Origin of the sequence: Pantoea sp. Ap-967, assembly GCF_011752565.1 — a bacterium.
In the GTDB taxonomy this organism is placed as follows: domain Bacteria; phylum Pseudomonadota; class Gammaproteobacteria; order Pseudomonadales; family Pseudomonadaceae; genus Aquipseudomonas.
Genome location: NZ_VWXK01000031.1, coordinates 19,959 through 36,002, shown reverse-complemented (window position 1 = coordinate 36,002; position 16,044 = coordinate 19,959). Strand labels below are relative to the sequence as shown.

At 65.0% G+C, this 16,044-nt stretch carries 13 protein-coding genes; 6 read left to right on the top strand and 7 right to left on the bottom strand.

Going from position 1 to position 16,044, the window contains the following annotated elements:
- Positions 1-58 precede the first annotated feature (58 nt).
- Positions 59-562 (bottom strand): plastocyanin/azurin family copper-binding protein, encoded by a 504-nt coding sequence (locus F3J45_RS24440; RefSeq protein ID WP_167069203.1) that lies wholly within the window; start codon positions 560-562, stop codon positions 59-61.
- 251 nt (positions 563-813) lie between these two features.
- Here F3J45_RS24440 and F3J45_RS24435 point away from each other — a divergent pair, with 251 nt between their 5' ends.
- Together F3J45_RS24435 and F3J45_RS24430 are read left to right on the top strand one after the other, a co-directional pair.
- Complete coding sequence (locus F3J45_RS24435; protein ID WP_167069199.1) at positions 814-1,494, top strand: heavy metal response regulator transcription factor; 681 nt, start codon at positions 814-816, stop codon at positions 1,492-1,494.
- The gene (locus F3J45_RS24430) at positions 1,494-2,837 is read left to right on the top strand and encodes a heavy metal sensor histidine kinase (protein WP_304623201.1); all 1,344 of its coding nucleotides are present in this window, start codon (positions 1,494-1,496) and stop codon (positions 2,835-2,837) included. Before F3J45_RS24435 ends, F3J45_RS24430 begins: the two co-directional genes overlap by 1 nt.
- Positions 2,838-2,936: 99 nt before the next feature.
- Here F3J45_RS24430 and F3J45_RS24425 read toward each other — a convergent pair whose 3' ends face one another.
- From F3J45_RS24425 to F3J45_RS24415, 3 genes are read right to left on the bottom strand one after another with little or no spacing between them, the layout of a single operon-like run.
- A complete protein-coding gene (locus F3J45_RS24425) occupies positions 2,937-4,178 on the bottom strand; it encodes a lipoprotein-releasing ABC transporter permease subunit (RefSeq protein WP_167069195.1) in 1,242 nt (413 codons plus the stop codon).
- Positions 4,179-4,235: 57 nt separating this feature from the next.
- Positions 4,236-4,919, bottom strand: coding sequence for a lipoprotein-releasing ABC transporter ATP-binding protein LolD (gene lolD, locus F3J45_RS24420; protein WP_205299805.1), 684 nt, complete (start codon positions 4,917-4,919; stop codon positions 4,236-4,238).
- 7 nt (positions 4,920-4,926) lie between these two features.
- The gene (locus F3J45_RS24415; RefSeq protein ID WP_167069189.1) at positions 4,927-6,177 is read right to left on the bottom strand and encodes a lipoprotein-releasing ABC transporter permease subunit; all 1,251 of its coding nucleotides are present in this window, start codon (positions 6,175-6,177) and stop codon (positions 4,927-4,929) included.
- A gap of 93 nt (positions 6,178-6,270) precedes the next feature.
- Between F3J45_RS24415 and F3J45_RS24410 the strand changes: the two genes are divergently transcribed.
- A complete protein-coding gene (locus F3J45_RS24410; RefSeq protein ID WP_167069186.1) occupies positions 6,271-6,855 on the top strand; it encodes a PilZ domain-containing protein in 585 nt (194 codons plus the stop codon).
- A gap of 31 nt (positions 6,856-6,886) precedes the next feature.
- Positions 6,887-7,603, top strand: a complete 717-nt coding sequence (locus tag F3J45_RS24405; RefSeq protein WP_167069183.1) for a glycerophosphodiester phosphodiesterase — start codon at positions 6,887-6,889, stop codon at positions 7,601-7,603.
- Between the two features lie 48 nt (positions 7,604-7,651).
- On the opposite strand, the gene sthA is transcribed toward F3J45_RS24405, so the two are convergent.
- The 3 genes from sthA to F3J45_RS24390 all read right to left on the bottom strand — a co-directional run bounded on the left by sthA (position 7,652) and on the right by F3J45_RS24390 (position 11,829).
- Complete coding sequence (gene sthA / locus F3J45_RS24400; protein WP_167069180.1) at positions 7,652-9,046, bottom strand: Si-specific NAD(P)(+) transhydrogenase; 1,395 nt, start codon at positions 9,044-9,046, stop codon at positions 7,652-7,654.
- Between the two features lie 214 nt (positions 9,047-9,260).
- Positions 9,261-10,232 carry an FAD:protein FMN transferase gene (locus tag F3J45_RS24395; protein ID WP_167069177.1) on the bottom strand — a complete coding sequence of 324 codons (972 nt, stop codon included), beginning with the start codon at positions 10,230-10,232 and terminating at the stop codon, positions 9,261-9,263.
- Between the two features lie 148 nt (positions 10,233-10,380).
- Positions 10,381-11,829 (bottom strand): glyceraldehyde-3-phosphate dehydrogenase, encoded by a 1,449-nt coding sequence (locus F3J45_RS24390; protein ID WP_370526467.1) that lies wholly within the window; start codon positions 11,827-11,829, stop codon positions 10,381-10,383.
- Between the two features lie 207 nt (positions 11,830-12,036).
- Here F3J45_RS24390 and mfd point away from each other — a divergent pair, with 207 nt between their 5' ends.
- On the top strand, positions 12,037-15,462 hold the full coding sequence (gene mfd, locus F3J45_RS24385; protein ID WP_370526470.1) for a transcription-repair coupling factor: 3,426 nt from the start codon (positions 12,037-12,039) through the stop codon (positions 15,460-15,462).
- 9 nt (positions 15,463-15,471) lie between these two features.
- Positions 15,472-16,044, top strand: a complete 573-nt coding sequence (locus F3J45_RS24380; RefSeq protein ID WP_167069169.1) for a CsiV family protein — start codon at positions 15,472-15,474, stop codon at positions 16,042-16,044.

The following is a 16,044-nucleotide window of genomic DNA, read 5'->3' as shown; positions in this document are numbered from 1 at the left end:
CTGAGGGTTCGAAATTGCCCCTAGTCTACCGGTTTTGCACCCCGCCTTGCAGGCCCGCCTACTCGATGGTCAGCGCCCCGACCATACCGGCCTGGTAATGCCCCGGCACGTTGCAGGCGAACTCGATGGGCGCCGACTGGCGGAAGGTCCAGGTCAGTTCGGCACGCTGGCCGGGCTGCACCAGCACGGTATTGCCAGCGTCATGGCCATGGGCGCCGTGGCCCATCTGCGAATGGTCCATGCCCTCGTGCTGCATGGCGTTGTTGAACAGCTTGCCCTGCATGGCGATCATTTCCTTCTGGTGCTCGGCGTGCATGGCCTTGTCACCCAGGTTGAACTCATGGGGCAACTTGCCTTGGTTGATGAGCACGAAGCGCACGGTTTCACCGGCCTTCACCTGCAGGCTCTTGGGCTCGAAGGCGATGTCCTTGAGCAGCACTTCGACGGTACGGGTGGCCTTGGCCGCCGGGGCAGGCTCGCCGAATGCGAAAGTTTTCGCCTCGCCGGCCAGGGTCGGCAGGCTGACCAGGGCCAGGGCGGCGGCGATGAACAGGTGTTTCATGATGACTCCGAGGGTTGCAGCGGGATGCAGCCACTCTAGTGAGGGGCGGCTGGCGTGTGGCTTACCGGGAGATTACAACTTTGTCAGCTTGGGCGAGCGCTTGCTTCGTCACGTATCATTTCAGCACAGGCCCGTGCGACCACTGTAGGAGCGGGCTTGCCCCGCGAAGCAGGCGACGCGGTGCATGGCACCGGTTACACCGGTGTTCGCGGGGCAAGCCCGCTCCTACATAAAGGGAAAACCATCAACGCATGAAACTGCTGATCGTCGAAGACCAGGCCCGCACCGGCCAATACCTCAGCCAGGGCCTGAACGAGGCCGGCTTCACCACCGAACTGGCCACAGACGGCGAAACCGGCCAGTACCTGGCCCTGACCGGCGACCACGACCTGCTGATTCTCGACGTGATGCTGCCAGGCCGCAACGGCTGGCAGATCCTCCAGGCCGTGCGCAACGCGGGCCTGGGCACCCCGGTGCTGTTTCTCACCGCCCGCGACGCCGTGGCGGACCGCGTGCATGGCCTGGAACTGGGCGCCGACGATTACCTGGTCAAGCCCTTCGCCTTTTCCGAGCTGCTGGCCCGGGTGCGCAGCCTGCTGCGCCGTGGCGCCAGCCCCAGCCAGGACACCACCCTGGCCTTAGCCGACCTGCGCCTGGACCTGCTCCGCCGCCGCGCCGAGCGCGCCGGCACGCGCATCGACCTGACCGCCAAGGAATTCGCCCTGCTCGAACTGCTGCTGCGCCGCCAGGGCGAGGTGCTGCCCAAGTCGCTGATCGCCTCGCAGGTGTGGGACATGAATTTCGACAGCGACACCAACGTGATCGAAGTTGCCATTCGCCGCCTGCGCCTGAAGGTCGACGACCCGCACGCCAACAAGCTGATCCACACCGTACGCGGCATGGGCTACGTGCTCGAAGAGCGCCACGACTGATGCGCCGGATGGCCCTGGGTACGCGCCTGGCCCTGCTGTTCGCAGCCTGCACCGCAGCGGTTTCGCTGGGTGCCGGGCTGCTGTTCAGCCACGCCAGCGCGCAGCACTTCATCGAGCTGGACCAGCAGCTACTGGAATCGCGCCTGTCGCAAGTGCGTAGCCTGCTGGGCGGCCTGGACACCCTTGATGGCCTGCCTGCCCGCCTGCCCGCCCTGCACAGCGAGCTCAGCCACCAGGCCGACCTGGCGCTGCGCATCAGCAGCCACGACGGCGCCGCCTGGTTCACCAGCCGCCCGGGCCTGCCGCCCACGCCCGCCACGCCCGGCCTGTCGACACAGCATGCCAATGGCGTCGACTACCGCAGCCTTGCCGTGCAACTGAACGGCCAAGGCTCGCCCCGGCTGACCCTGTTCCTCGACATCACCCACCACCAGCACTTCCTGCAGGGCATGCAGCGGCTGATCTGGCTCACTGTCGGCCTGTCGGCCCTGGCCACCGCGCTGCTCGGCGCCTGGGCCGCGCGCCGTGGCCTGCGCCCCCTGCGCCAGATAGGCCAGGTGGCCGCCAGCGTGTCGGCGCGCTCGCTCACCACCCGCCTGCCGGTGGCGCAGATGCCCGAGGAGTTGGCGGAGCTGGCCAGCACGGTGAACGCCATGCTGCAGCGCCTGGACGATGCCTTCCAGCGCCTGTCGGCGTTCTCGGCCGACATCGCCCATGAGCTGCGCACGCCGCTGTCCAACCTGCTGACCCACACCCAGGTCACCCTCACCCGCCCGCGCAGCCTGGAGGAATACCGCGAGGCCTTGCACGGCAACCTTGAGGAGCTGCAGTGGATGGCGCAAATGATCAACGACATGCTGTTCCTGGCCAAGGCCGACCACGGCCTGCTGGTGCCGGGGCAAGTGGCGCTGGCCTTGCACGAGGAGGTGGACGCGCTGCTGGAGTATTACGCAGCGCTGGCCGAGGACGGCGAGGTGCAGTTGCTGCGCGAGGGTGAAGCCCTGTTGCAGGGTGACCGGCCCATGTTGCGCCGGGCGCTGTCCAACCTGCTGGACAATGCCTTGCGCTTTACCCCGGCGGGCGGGCAGGTTCGAGTGACGCTGGAGCCAGGGATACGGGTGTGCGTGGCCAATACCGGCGCTGCTATCGATGCGGCGGCGCTGCCGCGCCTGTTTGACCGGTTCTACCGGGTAGACCCGGCGCGGCGCGAGGGCAGCAGTGAGCATGCGGGGCTGGGCCTGGCGATTACTCGGTCGATTGTGCAGGCCCATGGCGGAAGCATCGTTGCACACTGCGAGGGTGGCTGGACCCGGTTTGTGATCGAGCTGCCAGAAGGTGAGTGACAATGCCTCTGGTAGGAGCGAGCGCAGCTCGCGATGCGGCCCATGCAATCGAGCGCCGCTTGCGCGGCGCATCGCGAGCTTTGCTCGCTCCTACGGGGTTTAGACCGCCAAGCCTATCGCCGGCTGCACCTGCGATGCCCGGTACGCCGGGTAAATGGTCGCCAGGAAGCTCATCACCAGCCCCGCTGCACAGATCATCAGCACATCCCCCCCCTGCAACTCCGACGGCAAGCTGCTGATGAAGTACACGTCGGAGGTAAAGATATGCTGCCCGCTCACCCGCTCCAGCCAGCCAACGATCTGGCTGACGTTGAGCGCGGCAATCACCCCGAGCACGCCGCCGATCAGCGTGCCGACCACGCCAATCAAGCTGCCCTGGACCATGAACGTGCCCATGATCTGCGCCGGCGTCGCGCCCAAGGTACGGAGGATGGCGATGTCCGGCCCCTTGTCGTTCACCACCATCACCAGGGTGGCGATGATGTTGAACGCCGCCACCGCAATGATCATCAGCAGCAACAGGCCGATCATGGTCTTTTCCATTTTCATCGCGCTGAACAGGCTACCCTGGGTGTGCGACCAGTCATCGGCGCGGTAACCCTCGCCCAGGCCGGCAGCAATCGCCTTGGACACCTGCGGCGCGGCATACAGGTCGTGCAGTTTCAGGCGCACGCCCTGCACCTGGCCCGGCGCCCAATGCTGCATCTCACCGGCATCGGCCACATGCATGTAGGCCTGGGAGCCATCCAGCTCGGCACCCACCTTGAAGATGCCGACCACGGTCAGGCGCTGCATGCGTGGGGTGATGCCCCCCGGTTCCTTGCTGATTTCCGGCACGATCAGCGTCAGCTTGTCGCCGGTGTTCAGGCGAAAGCGCCGTGCGGTCATTTCACCGATCACCACGCCGTATTCACCCGGCTGCAGGTCTTGCAGGCGGCCCTGGACGATATGCTGGCCGACGATCGAAACCTTGTCTTCTTCGGCCGGGTCGATGCCGCTGACCTGAATCGGCTGCATCGCGCCCTTGTACGACAGCATGCCTTCCATCTCGGAAATCGGCGCCGCGGCCATTACCGCGGGGTTCTGCAACGCGGCATCGGCAACCTTGTGCCAATCATCCAGCGGCTGCACCCCCAGGATGGCGGCATGCGGCACCAGCCCCAGGATGCGCGAGCTCATTTCGCGCTGGAAGCCGTTCATCACCGACAACACCACGATCATCGCCAGCACGCCCAGCGACAGGCCGATCATCGAGGTCATCGAAATGAACGAGATGAAGTGGTTGCGGCGCTTGGCCCGGGTGTAGCGCGCGCCAATGAAGATGGGCAAGGGTCTGAACATGTAGGGAACACCCAATCAAAACGGGGAAACGGGGCGGCATCGCCACCCCGAGCGCTATCAGATCGCGACCAGGCGGCCGTCTTCAAGCTTCAGCACGCGGTCCATCTGACGCGCCAGGTTAAGGTCGTGGGTCACCACCAGGAACGCAGTACGCGAAGCGCTGGAAAGCTCCTGCATCAATTCCTGGATACCCTGTGCGGTATGGTGGTCGAGGTTGCCGGTCGGCTCGTCGAGCATCACCAGGCCCGGGCGGTTGACCAAGGCGCGGGCGATGGCCACACGCTGGCGCTCACCGCCGGACAGCTCGGCCGGCTTATGGTGCAAGCGGTGGCCCAGGCCCACGCGCTTGAGCAGGGCTTCGGCGCGCTCACGGGCCTCGGGGATGGCGGTGCGGCCGATCAGCAGCGGCATGCACACGTTCTCCATGGCGGTGAACTCTGGCAACAGGTGGTGGAACTGGTAGACGAAGCCCAGTTCGCGGTTGCGCAGCAGGCCGCGGGCCCGTTCACCCAGCGCCGACAGCTCCTCGCCGGCCAGCCAGACGCTGCCCTGGGTTGGCCGGTCGAGGCCGCCCAGCAGGTTGAGCAAGGTACTCTTGCCCGAACCCGAGCTGCCGACAATGGCCACGCGCTCACCGGCGTGCAGCTCCAGGTTCAGGCCGTGCAGCACCTGCACCGACGCCGGGCCCTCGTCGTAGGACTTGCCCAGGTTGCGGCAACTCAGAACGGCTTTATCACTCATGCGCGACTCACTCATAACGTAGCGCCTCTGCCGGCTGGGTGCGCGCTGCGCGCCAGGCCGGGTACAGGGTGGCGAAGAAACTCAGGACCAATGCCGCAGCGCAGACCATGTACACGTCCTGGGCCTGGATCTGCGACGGCAGGTAATCGATGAAGTAGACGTCGGCGTTGAGGAACTTGTGCCCGATCAGTTTCTCGATGCCGGCGATCACCGCGCTGACGTTGAGCGCGGCAATGATCCCGACCACGGCGCCGATCAGCGTGCCGATCACCCCGATCACCGTGCCCTGAACCATGAAGATCAGCATGATCTGCCCGGGCGTGGCGCCCAGGGTGCGCAGGATGGCGATGTCGCCGCGCTTGTCGTTGACCACCATCACCAGGGTGGAAATGATGTTGAACGCCGCCACCGCGACAATCAGCAGCAACAGCAGGCCGATCATGGCCTTCTCCATGCGAATCGCCTGGTACAGGTTGCCGTGGGTGCGGGTCCAGTCGCGGCTGTAGAACTCCTGGTCGCCCAACTGCTGGGCGATGCTCCAGGCCACCCGTGGCGCCTGGAACAGGTCGTCGAACTTCAGGCGCAGGCCCTGCACCTGGTCGGGCTTCCAGCGGTGCAGGCGGGACAGGTCGGTGATGTTGGTCAGGCCCAGGTAACCGTCGATCTCGCCGGCGCCCACGTGGAAGGTGCCCACCACGGTGAAGCGCTTCATGCGCGGGAACATGCCGGCCGGGGTCACGCTGACCTCGGGGGCGACGAAGGTCAGCTTGTCGCCCACGGCCACGCCCAGCTTGGCCGCGGCCTTGTCACCGATCATGATGCCCCACTCGCCCGGCGCCAGCTGGTCGAGACGGCCCTGCAGAATGAAGTTGTCGATGATCGACACCTCCCGCTCGCGCGCCGGGTCGATGCCGTTGAGCAATACCTTCTGCACCTTGCCGTCGTGGGTCAGCAGGCCCTGCATCTGCGTGTACGGGGCCACCGCCAGCACCTGCGGATTCTGCTTTACTTGTTGGGCAAGGGCAGGCCAGTTACCTATCGGCTGGCCGCTCTCCAGCGTGGCGTGCGGGATCATGCCCAGCACGCGGGTACGCATCTCGTGGTCGAAACCGTTCATCACCGAAAGCACCACGATCATCACCACCACGCCCAGGGCGAGGCCGATCATCGAGGTCAGGGAAATGAACGAGACGAAGTGGTTACGGCGCTTGGCACGGGTGTACCGCGTACCGATGAATGCGAAAAGAGGTCTGAACATGTCGGGGCTTGTTCGGATGAAAGGGAACGTCCTTGTGGCGAGGCGCCTACGGCGGCTTTACACTCGGACCACCGCCGCAACCATGGGTTCGCCATGACGACATTAGACGAAGAAGATCGCCGCGAATACTACCGCATCGAAGATCGGATCGCACTGGAAATCAGCCCGCTCACGGCGGCCGAAGCCCTTGAGCCAGAACTGTTGCAAGATGATTCGCCGCTGTTCAACCTGCTCAGCGAACTGCACCTGTCCGACTTCGAATCGCAGCACCTGCTGCGCCAACTGAGCGAAAAGGACCGCACCCTGGCCGCTTTCCTGCGCGCCCAGAACAAACGCCTGGACCTGCTCAGCGCCGTGGTCGCGCACACCCTGCTTGGCGAAGTCGGCCTGCCGCAGCGGGTCATCATTTCAGAAGGCGGCATCGAGTACGCACAAGCCCAGCCGGTTACCCCCGGCACCCGGGTGAAGGTGAAGATGGTATTGATGCCCCGCGCCCACGGCCTGCTGCTGCGCGGCAAGGTGACCCACTGCGACCCACGCCCTGGCGGCGATTTCGAGGTCGGCACCGAATTTACCGACATGACCGATTCGCAACGGCAACTGCTGGCCCGCTACATCCTCCAGCGCCAACAGCAGCAGCGGCGCCAGCAACTGGAACAAGACGGCCCCGCCTCCTGAGCCCTTTTCTCTTTGATTTGAAGGAACGAACGTGACCCTGATCTACGGCCACCGCGGCGCCAAGGGCGAAGCCCCCGAGAACACCCTGCAAAGCTTCCAGCACTGCCTGTCCCACGGCGTGACCCGCTGCGAGCTCGACCTGCACCTGTCGGCCGACAACGAGCTGATGGTGATCCACGACCCGACCCTCAAACGCACCACCGGCCGGCGCGGCAAGGTGGTGGAACACCCTGCCGCCGAACTGGTCAAGATCGACGCGCGCAAGGGTGGCCCGGGCCATGTGCAGCCCTGCCCTATTCCAACCCTTGAAGAGCTGTTCGAGAAATGCCCGTTCGAGCACTGGCAGCTGGAGGTCAAAAGCGCCTCGCGCACCCGCGCCGCCACCACCGTGCTGGCGATTCGCGAGCTGGCCCAGCAGTACGGCTTGCTGGACAAAGTCACCATCACCTCCAGCTCACGCGAAGTGCTGGGCGCGGCGCAGGAACTGGTACCGGACGTGAAACGCGGGCTGGTGGCCGAATACGCCTGGCTCGACCCGCTGAAGGTGGCGCAGAACTACGGCTGCGAGCTATTGGCGTTGAACTGGACGCTGTGCACCCCCGAGCGCCTGCTCAAAGCCCAGGGCCAGGGTTTGCATGTGTCGGTGTGGACGGTCAACGAACCGGCACTGATGCGCCGGCTCGCTGATTTTGGCGTGGACAGCCTGATTACAGACTTTCCCGGTTTGGCCAAGACCACCCTCGGGTAGGGCTGAAATCGGTCTCCCCGACCGGCTCAGGCCACCGGCCGGAGCCGGTCAAAAAAGCCGGTTCAGGCCGTCGTAGGCAGCTACCCGATAGGCTTCGGCCATGGTCGGGTAGTTGAACGTGGTGTTGACGAAGTACTTCAGGTTGTTCTGCTCGCCCGGCTGGTTCATCACCGCCTGGCCGATGTGAACGATTTCCGAAGCCTGGTAGCCGAAGCAGTGCACGCCAAGGATTTCCAGGGTTTCGCGGTGGAACAGAATCTTCAGCATGCCTTGCGGCTCGCCGGCGATCTGCGCACGCGCCATGCTCTTGAAGAACGCCTTGCCCACTTCGTACGGCACCTTGGCCTGGGTCAGCTCCTGCTCGTTCTTGCCGATCGAGCTGATCTCCGGGATGGTGTAGATGCCGGTTGGCACGTCGTTGACGAAGCGCCAGCTGCCATTGTCGACGATGCTGCCGGCCGCCGAACGGCCCTGGTCGTGGGCGGCGCTGGCCAGGCTCGGCCAGCCGATCACGTCACCGGCGCCGTAGATGTTCGGCACGCTGGTGCGGTAGGCCTCGTCGACCTCGATCTGGCCACGGCTATTGACCTTGATGCCGATGTTTTCCAGGCCCAGCTTGTCGGTGTTGCCGGTACGGCCGTTGCACCACAGCAAGGCGTCGGCCTTGATTTTCTTGCCCGACTTCAGGTGCAGGATCACCCCGTTGTCCAGGCCTTCCACGCGCTCATACTCTTCGTTGTGGCGCACGGTGATGTTGTTGTTGCTGAAGTGGTAGCTCAGGGCCTGGGAAATTTCCGAGTCCAGGAAGCTCAGCAGCTGGCCGCGGTTGTCCACCAGCTCCACCAGCACACCCAGGCCGCTGAAGATCGAGGCGTATTCGCAACCGATTACCCCGGCGCCGTACACGATCAGCTTGCGTGGGGTGTGGCTGAGGCTGAGGATGGTGTCGCTGTCGTAGACGCGCGGGTGGTGGAAGTCGATATCGGCCGGGCGATAAGGGCGCGAGCCGGTGGCGATGATGATGTGCTTGGCGTTGAGTTTTTCCACCACACCGTTGGGGCATACCACTTCAACGGTTTGCTCGTCGGCGAAGCTGCCGGTGCCGAAGAACACGTCGACGCGGTTACGTGCGTAGTAGCCGGTGCGCGAGGCAACCTGCTTGGCAATCACCTTCTCGGCGCTCTTGAGCACGTCGGGGAACGAGAACCAGCGCGGCTCGCCGATGGCGCGGAACATCGGGTTGGTGTTGAACTGCATGATCTGCCGCACCGAGTGACGCAGTGCCTTGGACGGGATCGTGCCCAGGTGGGTGCAGTTGCCCCCGACCTGGCGGCGGCTGTCGACCATCGCCACCTTGCGCCCCGCTTTGGCGGCGTTCATTGCCGCGCCTTCACCGGCCGGGCCGGAACCCAGCACCACTACGTCGTAGTTGTAGACAGCCATGCGTACTCCTTCAGAACTGGCCCGGGGTTACGGTTACCCACGGGGCTCGATCATGCCGCCGGGGCGCCATGAGAAAATTCGGGTGCAGTCTAATCAAGCGTGAACGCCGCGCACATTAACCCTTGGTCGCGTCGTAGGCCAATTTTGCCTGCACTACATGTCGTTCACCGGCTCCCTGGTGGCGATCATCCCTGCCTGCGCTTTCACTCGGCTTTCATTCGCCCTTCACCGCCTGCTCGAACGCAGGGGTAGCACGGGAGACGAAGCCACCATCTGCCCGAGTCACCAACACCGCCGCCAGGCCATGGGCCACGGCAAAGTCCCAACCGCGCTCCGGCCCCAGGATCAACAACAGGGTCGAATAGCCGTCGGCTTGCAGCGCCGAGGCATCGAGCACGGTCACTGCGGCCAGGTCGTGATCCACTGGGCGCCCCAAGCGGGCATCGAAGGTGTGCGAATAGCGCCGGCCATTCTCCTCGAAATAATGACGATAGTCACCCGAGGTCGATACGCCCAGGCCATTGACTGCAATGATCTGGCGGGCGATCTGGCGGTCCTCGCGGGGCAACTCCAGGGCGATACGCCAGGAGCTGCCATCGGGCTTGCGGCCCACGGCCTTGAGCTCGCCGGTGGCTTCGGCGACGAAACTGGCCACGCCCATGGCCTGCAGGCGCTCGGCGATCAGGTCGACGGCGTGGCCGGCCGCGATGCTGTTGAAGTCCAACTGCACCGGGGCGTCCTTGCACAGCGCCTGGCCGTCGATGCGCAGGTGGCGGTAGCCCACGCGCTGGCGCGCCTGGGCCAGTGCCTGTGGGCCGGGCACCTGCTCGTGGCGGGCCTGGGGGCCGAAGCCCCAGAGGTCGAGCAGCGGCTCGACGGTGAGGTCGTAGGCGCCGTCGCTCAGCTCGGCCAGGTGCTGGCCGAGGGCGACCAGTTCGAGCATGTCGGCCGGAAGGGCCATGCATTGGTTTGCAGGGAGTTGGTTGAACTGGCTGACGGTGGAGTCGCCACGGTAGGTCGAGTAATGCTGGTCGATGTCGTGGAGGATGGACTCGACGGCGGCCTGGACCTGGGTCGGTGCCGGGCCGCCGGGTTCGCGCACGTACTGGATGCTGTAGCTGCTGCCCATGGTCGGGCCGCCCAGGCGCTCCAGGGTCGGGCCCTGGTTGCAGGCGGTGAGGAGCATCAGCGGGATTGAAAGTAATGCGCGCAATGTTGAGATCTCGATTGCCTGGGCGGGCCCCGCGAAGAGGCCCGCACAGGCAACCCCTAAATGCCAGGCAAAAAAAACGGGAACCCGAAGGTTCCCGTTTTCTCACGCGCTTACAAGCGAATCAGCGTGGAAACGCTGGCGGGTTCACACCCGACATCTCTTCCATCACGCGAACCACCTGGCAGCTGTAACCGAACTCGTTGTCGTACCAAACGTACAGTACAACGCGGTTGTCGTTGGCGATGGTTGCCTCGGCATCCACCACGCCAGCATGGCGCGAGCCTACGAAGTCGGTGGAAACCACTTCCTGGGAGCTGACGTAGTCGATCTGCTTGTGCAGTTCCGAGTGCATGGCGGTTTGGCGCAGGTACTCGTTGATTTCGTCGCGAGTGGTCGGTTTCTCAAGGTTCAGGTTGAGAATGGCCATCGACACGTTCGGCGTCGGTACGCGAATGGCGTTGCCGGTCAGCTTGCCCTTGAGCACTGGCAGTGCCTTGGCGGCAGCGGTGGCGGCGCCGGTTTCGGTAATGACCATGTTCAGCGGCGCGGCACGGCCACGGCGGCTGCCCTTGTGGAAGTTGTCGATCAGGTTCTGGTCGTTGGTGAACGAGTGAACGGTTTCGACGTGGCCGTTGACGATGCCGTACTGGTCGTTGATGGCCTTGAGCACCGGCACGATGGCGTTGGTGGTGCAGGACGCTGCCGAGATGATCTTGTCATCGGCAGTGATGTCGCCGTGGTTGATGCCGTGCACGATGTTCTTCAGCGCGCCCTTGCCAGGTGCGGTGAGGATCACGCGGGCAGCGCCCGGGCAGGCCAGGTGCTGGCCCAGGCCGTCGGCGTCACGCCATACGCCGGTGTTGTCGACGATCAGCGCGTTGTCGATGCCGTACTGGGTGTAGTCGACTTCGCTCGGGCTCTTGGCGTAGATGATCTGGATCAGGTTGCCGTTGGCAGTGATGGTGTTGTTGGCTTCATCGATGGTGATGGTGCCATCGAACGGGCCATGCACCGAGTCACGGCGCAGCAGGCTGGCACGCTTGACCAGGTCGTTCTCGGCGCCTTTGCGCACGACGATGGCGCGCAGGCGCAGGCCGTCGCCACCACCGGTTTTCTCGATCAGGATGCGCGCCAGCAGGCGGCCGATGCGGCCAAAGCCGTACAGCACCACGTCGGTGCCCTTGCGCGCCGAGGCGTTCTGCTGGCCAACCACGTCGGCCAGCTCTTCACGGACGAACTGCTCGGCAGTGCGGCCGTTGCCTTCCTGCTTGAACTTGTTGGCCAGCTTGCCCAGGTCGACCGAAGCGGCGCCCAGTTTCAGCTCGCTCATTGCCTTGAGCAGGGGGAATGTCTCGTGTACGGACAGTTCGGTCTCGTCGGTTTGACGGTGACGCGCAAAGCGGTGGGCTTTGAGGATCGAGATAACCGAACGGTTGATCAGGCTGCGGCCATAAATCGAGCTCACCACGTTGTTGTTGCGGTAGAGCTGACCGATAAGCGGGATCATCGCTTCAGCCAGGGCTTCACGATCAATCCACTCACCAAGACACTGGTCGGGCTTCTGAGTCACGGGAACCTTCCACATGTAGGGACAGAAAAAAGGGGCTACATTATGACGCCCCAGCGCGTAACCGGCAATGAGCGCCTGTCGCCGCCGCCAAAGCCCGCTGTTGATGGCCTGTGAAGCCTGACAGCAGGCACCGTCACCGGTACAATCGACCTCTTTGCCGCAACGCTTGGAGTGCAATCTCCCGTGTCAGTTCTGCGCCTTCCGCAAATGTCGGCCACGGCCGGCAAACAAACCTGGGGCAACCTGCCCGGTGCCGCCCTCAGCCTCGCCATCGCCGAGGCCGCCAGCAGTGCGGGCCGCTTTACCCTGCTGCTGACTGCCGACAGCCAGGCGGCCGACCGCCTGGAACAGGAACTTCGCTTCTTTGCCCCGGACCTTCCGGTGCTGCCGTTTCCCGATTGGGAAACCCTGCCCTACGACCTGTTCTCGCCGCACCAGGACATCATCTCCCAGCGCATCGCCAGCCTGTACCGGCTGCCGGAGCTGAGCCACGGCATTCTCGTCGTGCCGATCACCACGGCCCTGCACCGCCTGGCCCCGACCCGCTTCCTGCTGGGCAGTAGCCTGGTGCTGGACGTGGGCCAGACCGTGGACGTGGAGCAGATGCGCACGCGCCTGGAAGCCAGTGGCTACCGCTGCGTCGACACGGTGTACGAGCATGGCGAGTTCGCCGTGCGCGGCGCACTGATCGACCTGTTCCCGATGGGCAGCAAGCTGCCCTATCGCATCGACCTGTTCGATGACGAAATCGAAACCCTGCGCACCTTCGACCCGGAAACCCAGCGCTCGATCGACAAAGTCGACTCGATCCGCCTGCTGCCGGCGCGCGAGTTCCCGATGCAGAAGGAAGAGGTCACCCGCTTCAAGGCGCGGTTCCGCGAGCGTTTCGACGTGGACTTTCGCCGCAGCGCGATCTTCCAGGACCTGGCCAGCGGCATCATCCCCGCCGGCATCGAGTACTACCTGCCGCTGTTCTTCGAAGACACCTCGACCCTGTTCGACTACCTGCCCAGCAACACCCAGGTGTTCTCCCTGCCGGGCGTGGAACAGGCCGCCGAGCACTTCTGGAACGACGTGCGCGGGCGCTACGAAGAACGCCGCGGCGACCTGAGCCGCCCACTGCTGCCGCCCGCCGAGTTGTTCCTGCCGGTGGAAGACTGCTTCGCCCAGCTCAAGCAGTGGCCACGGGTGGTGGTCAGCGCCGAGGAAATCGAGCCCGGCGCCGGCCGCGAGCGCTTCCCGGCGCGGGCCCTGCCAAACCTTGCCATCGAGGCCAAGGCCAACCAGCCGCTGGCCGAGCTGGCCAACTTCCTCGACCAGTTCAGCGGCCGCGTGCTGTTCACCGCCGAGTCCGCAGGCCGCCGCGAGGTGCTGCTGGAGCTGCTCGAACGCCTCAAGCTGCGCCCGCAAACGGTAGAGGGCTGGGACGACTTCATCACCGGCCGCGACCGCCTGGCGATTACCATCGCCCCGCTCGACGACGGCCTGCTGCTGGACGACCCGGCCATCGCCCTGGTTGCCGAGAGCCCGCTGTTCGGCCAACGCGTGATGCAGCGCCGGCGCCGCGAGAAGCGCGGCGAGGCGGCCAACGATGCGGTCATCAAGAACCTGACCGAGCTGCGCGAAGGCGCGCCGGTGGTGCACATCGACCACGGCGTGGGCCGCTACCTGGGCCTGGCGACACTGGAAATCGACGGCCAGGCCGCCGAATTCCTCACCCTGGAATACGCCGAGGGCGCCAAGCTGTACGTACCGGTGGCCAACCTGCACCTGATCGCCCGCTACACCGGCAGCGATGACGCCCTGGCGCCGTTGCACCGGCTGGGCTCCGAAGCCTGGCAGAAGGCCAAGCGCAAGGCCGCCGAGCAGGTGCGCGACGTTGCCGCCGAACTGCTCGACATCTATGCCCGCCGCGCGGCGCGCAAGGGTTATGCCTTCGCCGACCCAGCCGCCGACTACGCCACCTTCAGCGCCGGCTTCCCGTTCGAGGAAACCCCCGACCAGCAGGCCGCCATCGAAGCGGTGCGGGTCGACATGCTCGCGCCCAAGCCCATGGACCGCCTGGTGTGCGGCGACGTCGGCTTCGGCAAAACCGAAGTGGCCATGCGCGCGGCCTTCATCGCCGTGCACAGTGGCCGCCAGGTGGCGGTGCTGGTGCCCACCACCCTGCTCGCCCAGCAGCACTACAACAGCTTCCGCGACCGCTTCGCCGAATGGCCGGTGAAGGTGGAAGTGATGAGCCGCTTCAAGTCGGCCAAGGAAGTGGCCGCCGCCGCCGCCGACCTTGCCGAAGGCAAGATCGACATCCTGATCGGCACCCACAAGCTGCTGCAGGATGATGTGCGGTTCAAGGACCTGGGCCTGGCCATCATCGACGAGGAACACCGTTTCGGCGTGCGCCAGAAGGAACAGCTCAAGGCCCTGCGCAGCGAGGTGGACATCCTCACCCTCACCGCCACGCCTATTCCGCGCACGCTGAACATGGCGGTGGCGGGCATGCGCGACCTGTCGATCATCGCCACGCCACCGGCGCGACGCCTGTCGGTGCGCACCTTCGTGATGGAGCAGAACAACAGCACGGTCAAGGAAGCGCTGCTGCGTGAGCTGCTGCGCGGCGGCCAGGTGTACTACCTGCACAACGATGTGAAAACCATCGAGAAATGCGCCGCCGACCTGGCCGAGCTGGTGCCCGAGGCGCGTATCGGCATCGGCCACGGGCAGATGCGCGAGCGCGAGCTGGAACAGGTGATGAGCGACTTCTACCACAAGCGCTTCAACGTGCTGATCGCCTCGACCATCATCGAAACCGGCATCGACGTGCCCAGCGCCAACACCATCGTCATCGAACGCGCCGACAAGTTCGGCCTGGCCCAGTTGCACCAGCTGCGCGGCCGCGTGGGGCGCAGCCACCACCAGGCCTATGCCTACCTGCTCACCCCGCAGCGGCAGAAAATCAGCACGGACGCCGAAAAGCGCCTGGAAGCCATCGCCAACACCCAGGACCTGGGCGCAGGCTTCGTGCTGGCCACCAACGACCTGGAAATTCGCGGTGCCGGCGAGCTGCTGGGCGAAGGCCAGAGCGGGCAGATCCAGGCGGTGGGCTTTACCCTCTACATGGAAATGCTCGAACGTGCGGTCAAGGCCATCCGCAAGGGCACCCAGCCGAACCTGGAGCAACCGCTGGGCGGCGGCCCGGAGATCAACCTGCGCCTGCCGGCACTGATCCCCGAGGACTACCTGCCCGACGTGCACGCGCGGCTGATCCTCTACAAGCGCATCGCCTCGGCGGCCGACGAAGAAGGCCTCAAGGACTTGCAAGTAGAGATGATCGACCGCTTCGGGCTGCTGCCTGAGCCGACCAAGAACCTGATCCGCCTGACCCAGCTCAAGCTGCTGGCGGAAAAGCTCGGCATCAAGAAGGTCGATGCCGGCCCCAATGGCGGCAAGCTGGAATTCGAAGCCGAAACCCCGGTCGACCCGCTGACCCTGATCAAGCTGATCCAGGGCCAGCCCAAACGCTACAAGTTCGAAGGCGCCACCCAGTTCCGCTTCCTGGTTCCGATGGAACGCCCCGAAGAACGCTTCAATACCCTGGAGGCGCTGTTCGAGCGCCTGACCCCACAGCCTGCCTAAGGAAGATCCATGCGTGCCATTCGTTGCCTGACCCTGCTGCTGGCGCTGTTTGCGCCAGCAGCCTTTGCCGAAGGGATGTATCAGGTGGAAATGATCCTGGTGCGGCAGAACAGCGTGCCCGCCTTCACCAGCCCGTTCGCCCCGGAAAACTGGAGCGCCGGCGCCCCGCGCCTGGACAAGAACGCCGAGCGCCCGCTGGCGCTGCAGGACGAGGCCACGCGCCTGGAAGCCACCGCCGACTACACCGTGTTGCTGCACAAGGCCTGGCAGCAGCCGGTGAGCAGCGACGCCAGCCGTATTGCCCTGGGTGCCGGCAACGAGCAGTTCGGCCACTTCCCCATCGAGGGTAACCTGAGCATCACCAGCGGCCGCTTCATCGGCGTCACCGCCAACTTCTGGGTCAACCAGCTCGACGGCAACGGCAGCGTGCTGCAAAGCGAGCAGTTCAAGCAGAGCAACAGCAACATGAAAGGCGGCCAACTGACCTTCCTGGACGGCGGGCACCTGGCCTTGCTGCTGAAGGTAACGCCACCGGGCACGCCGAAAATGCCGGTGATGAACCCGGAGATGATGGAGCAGTGA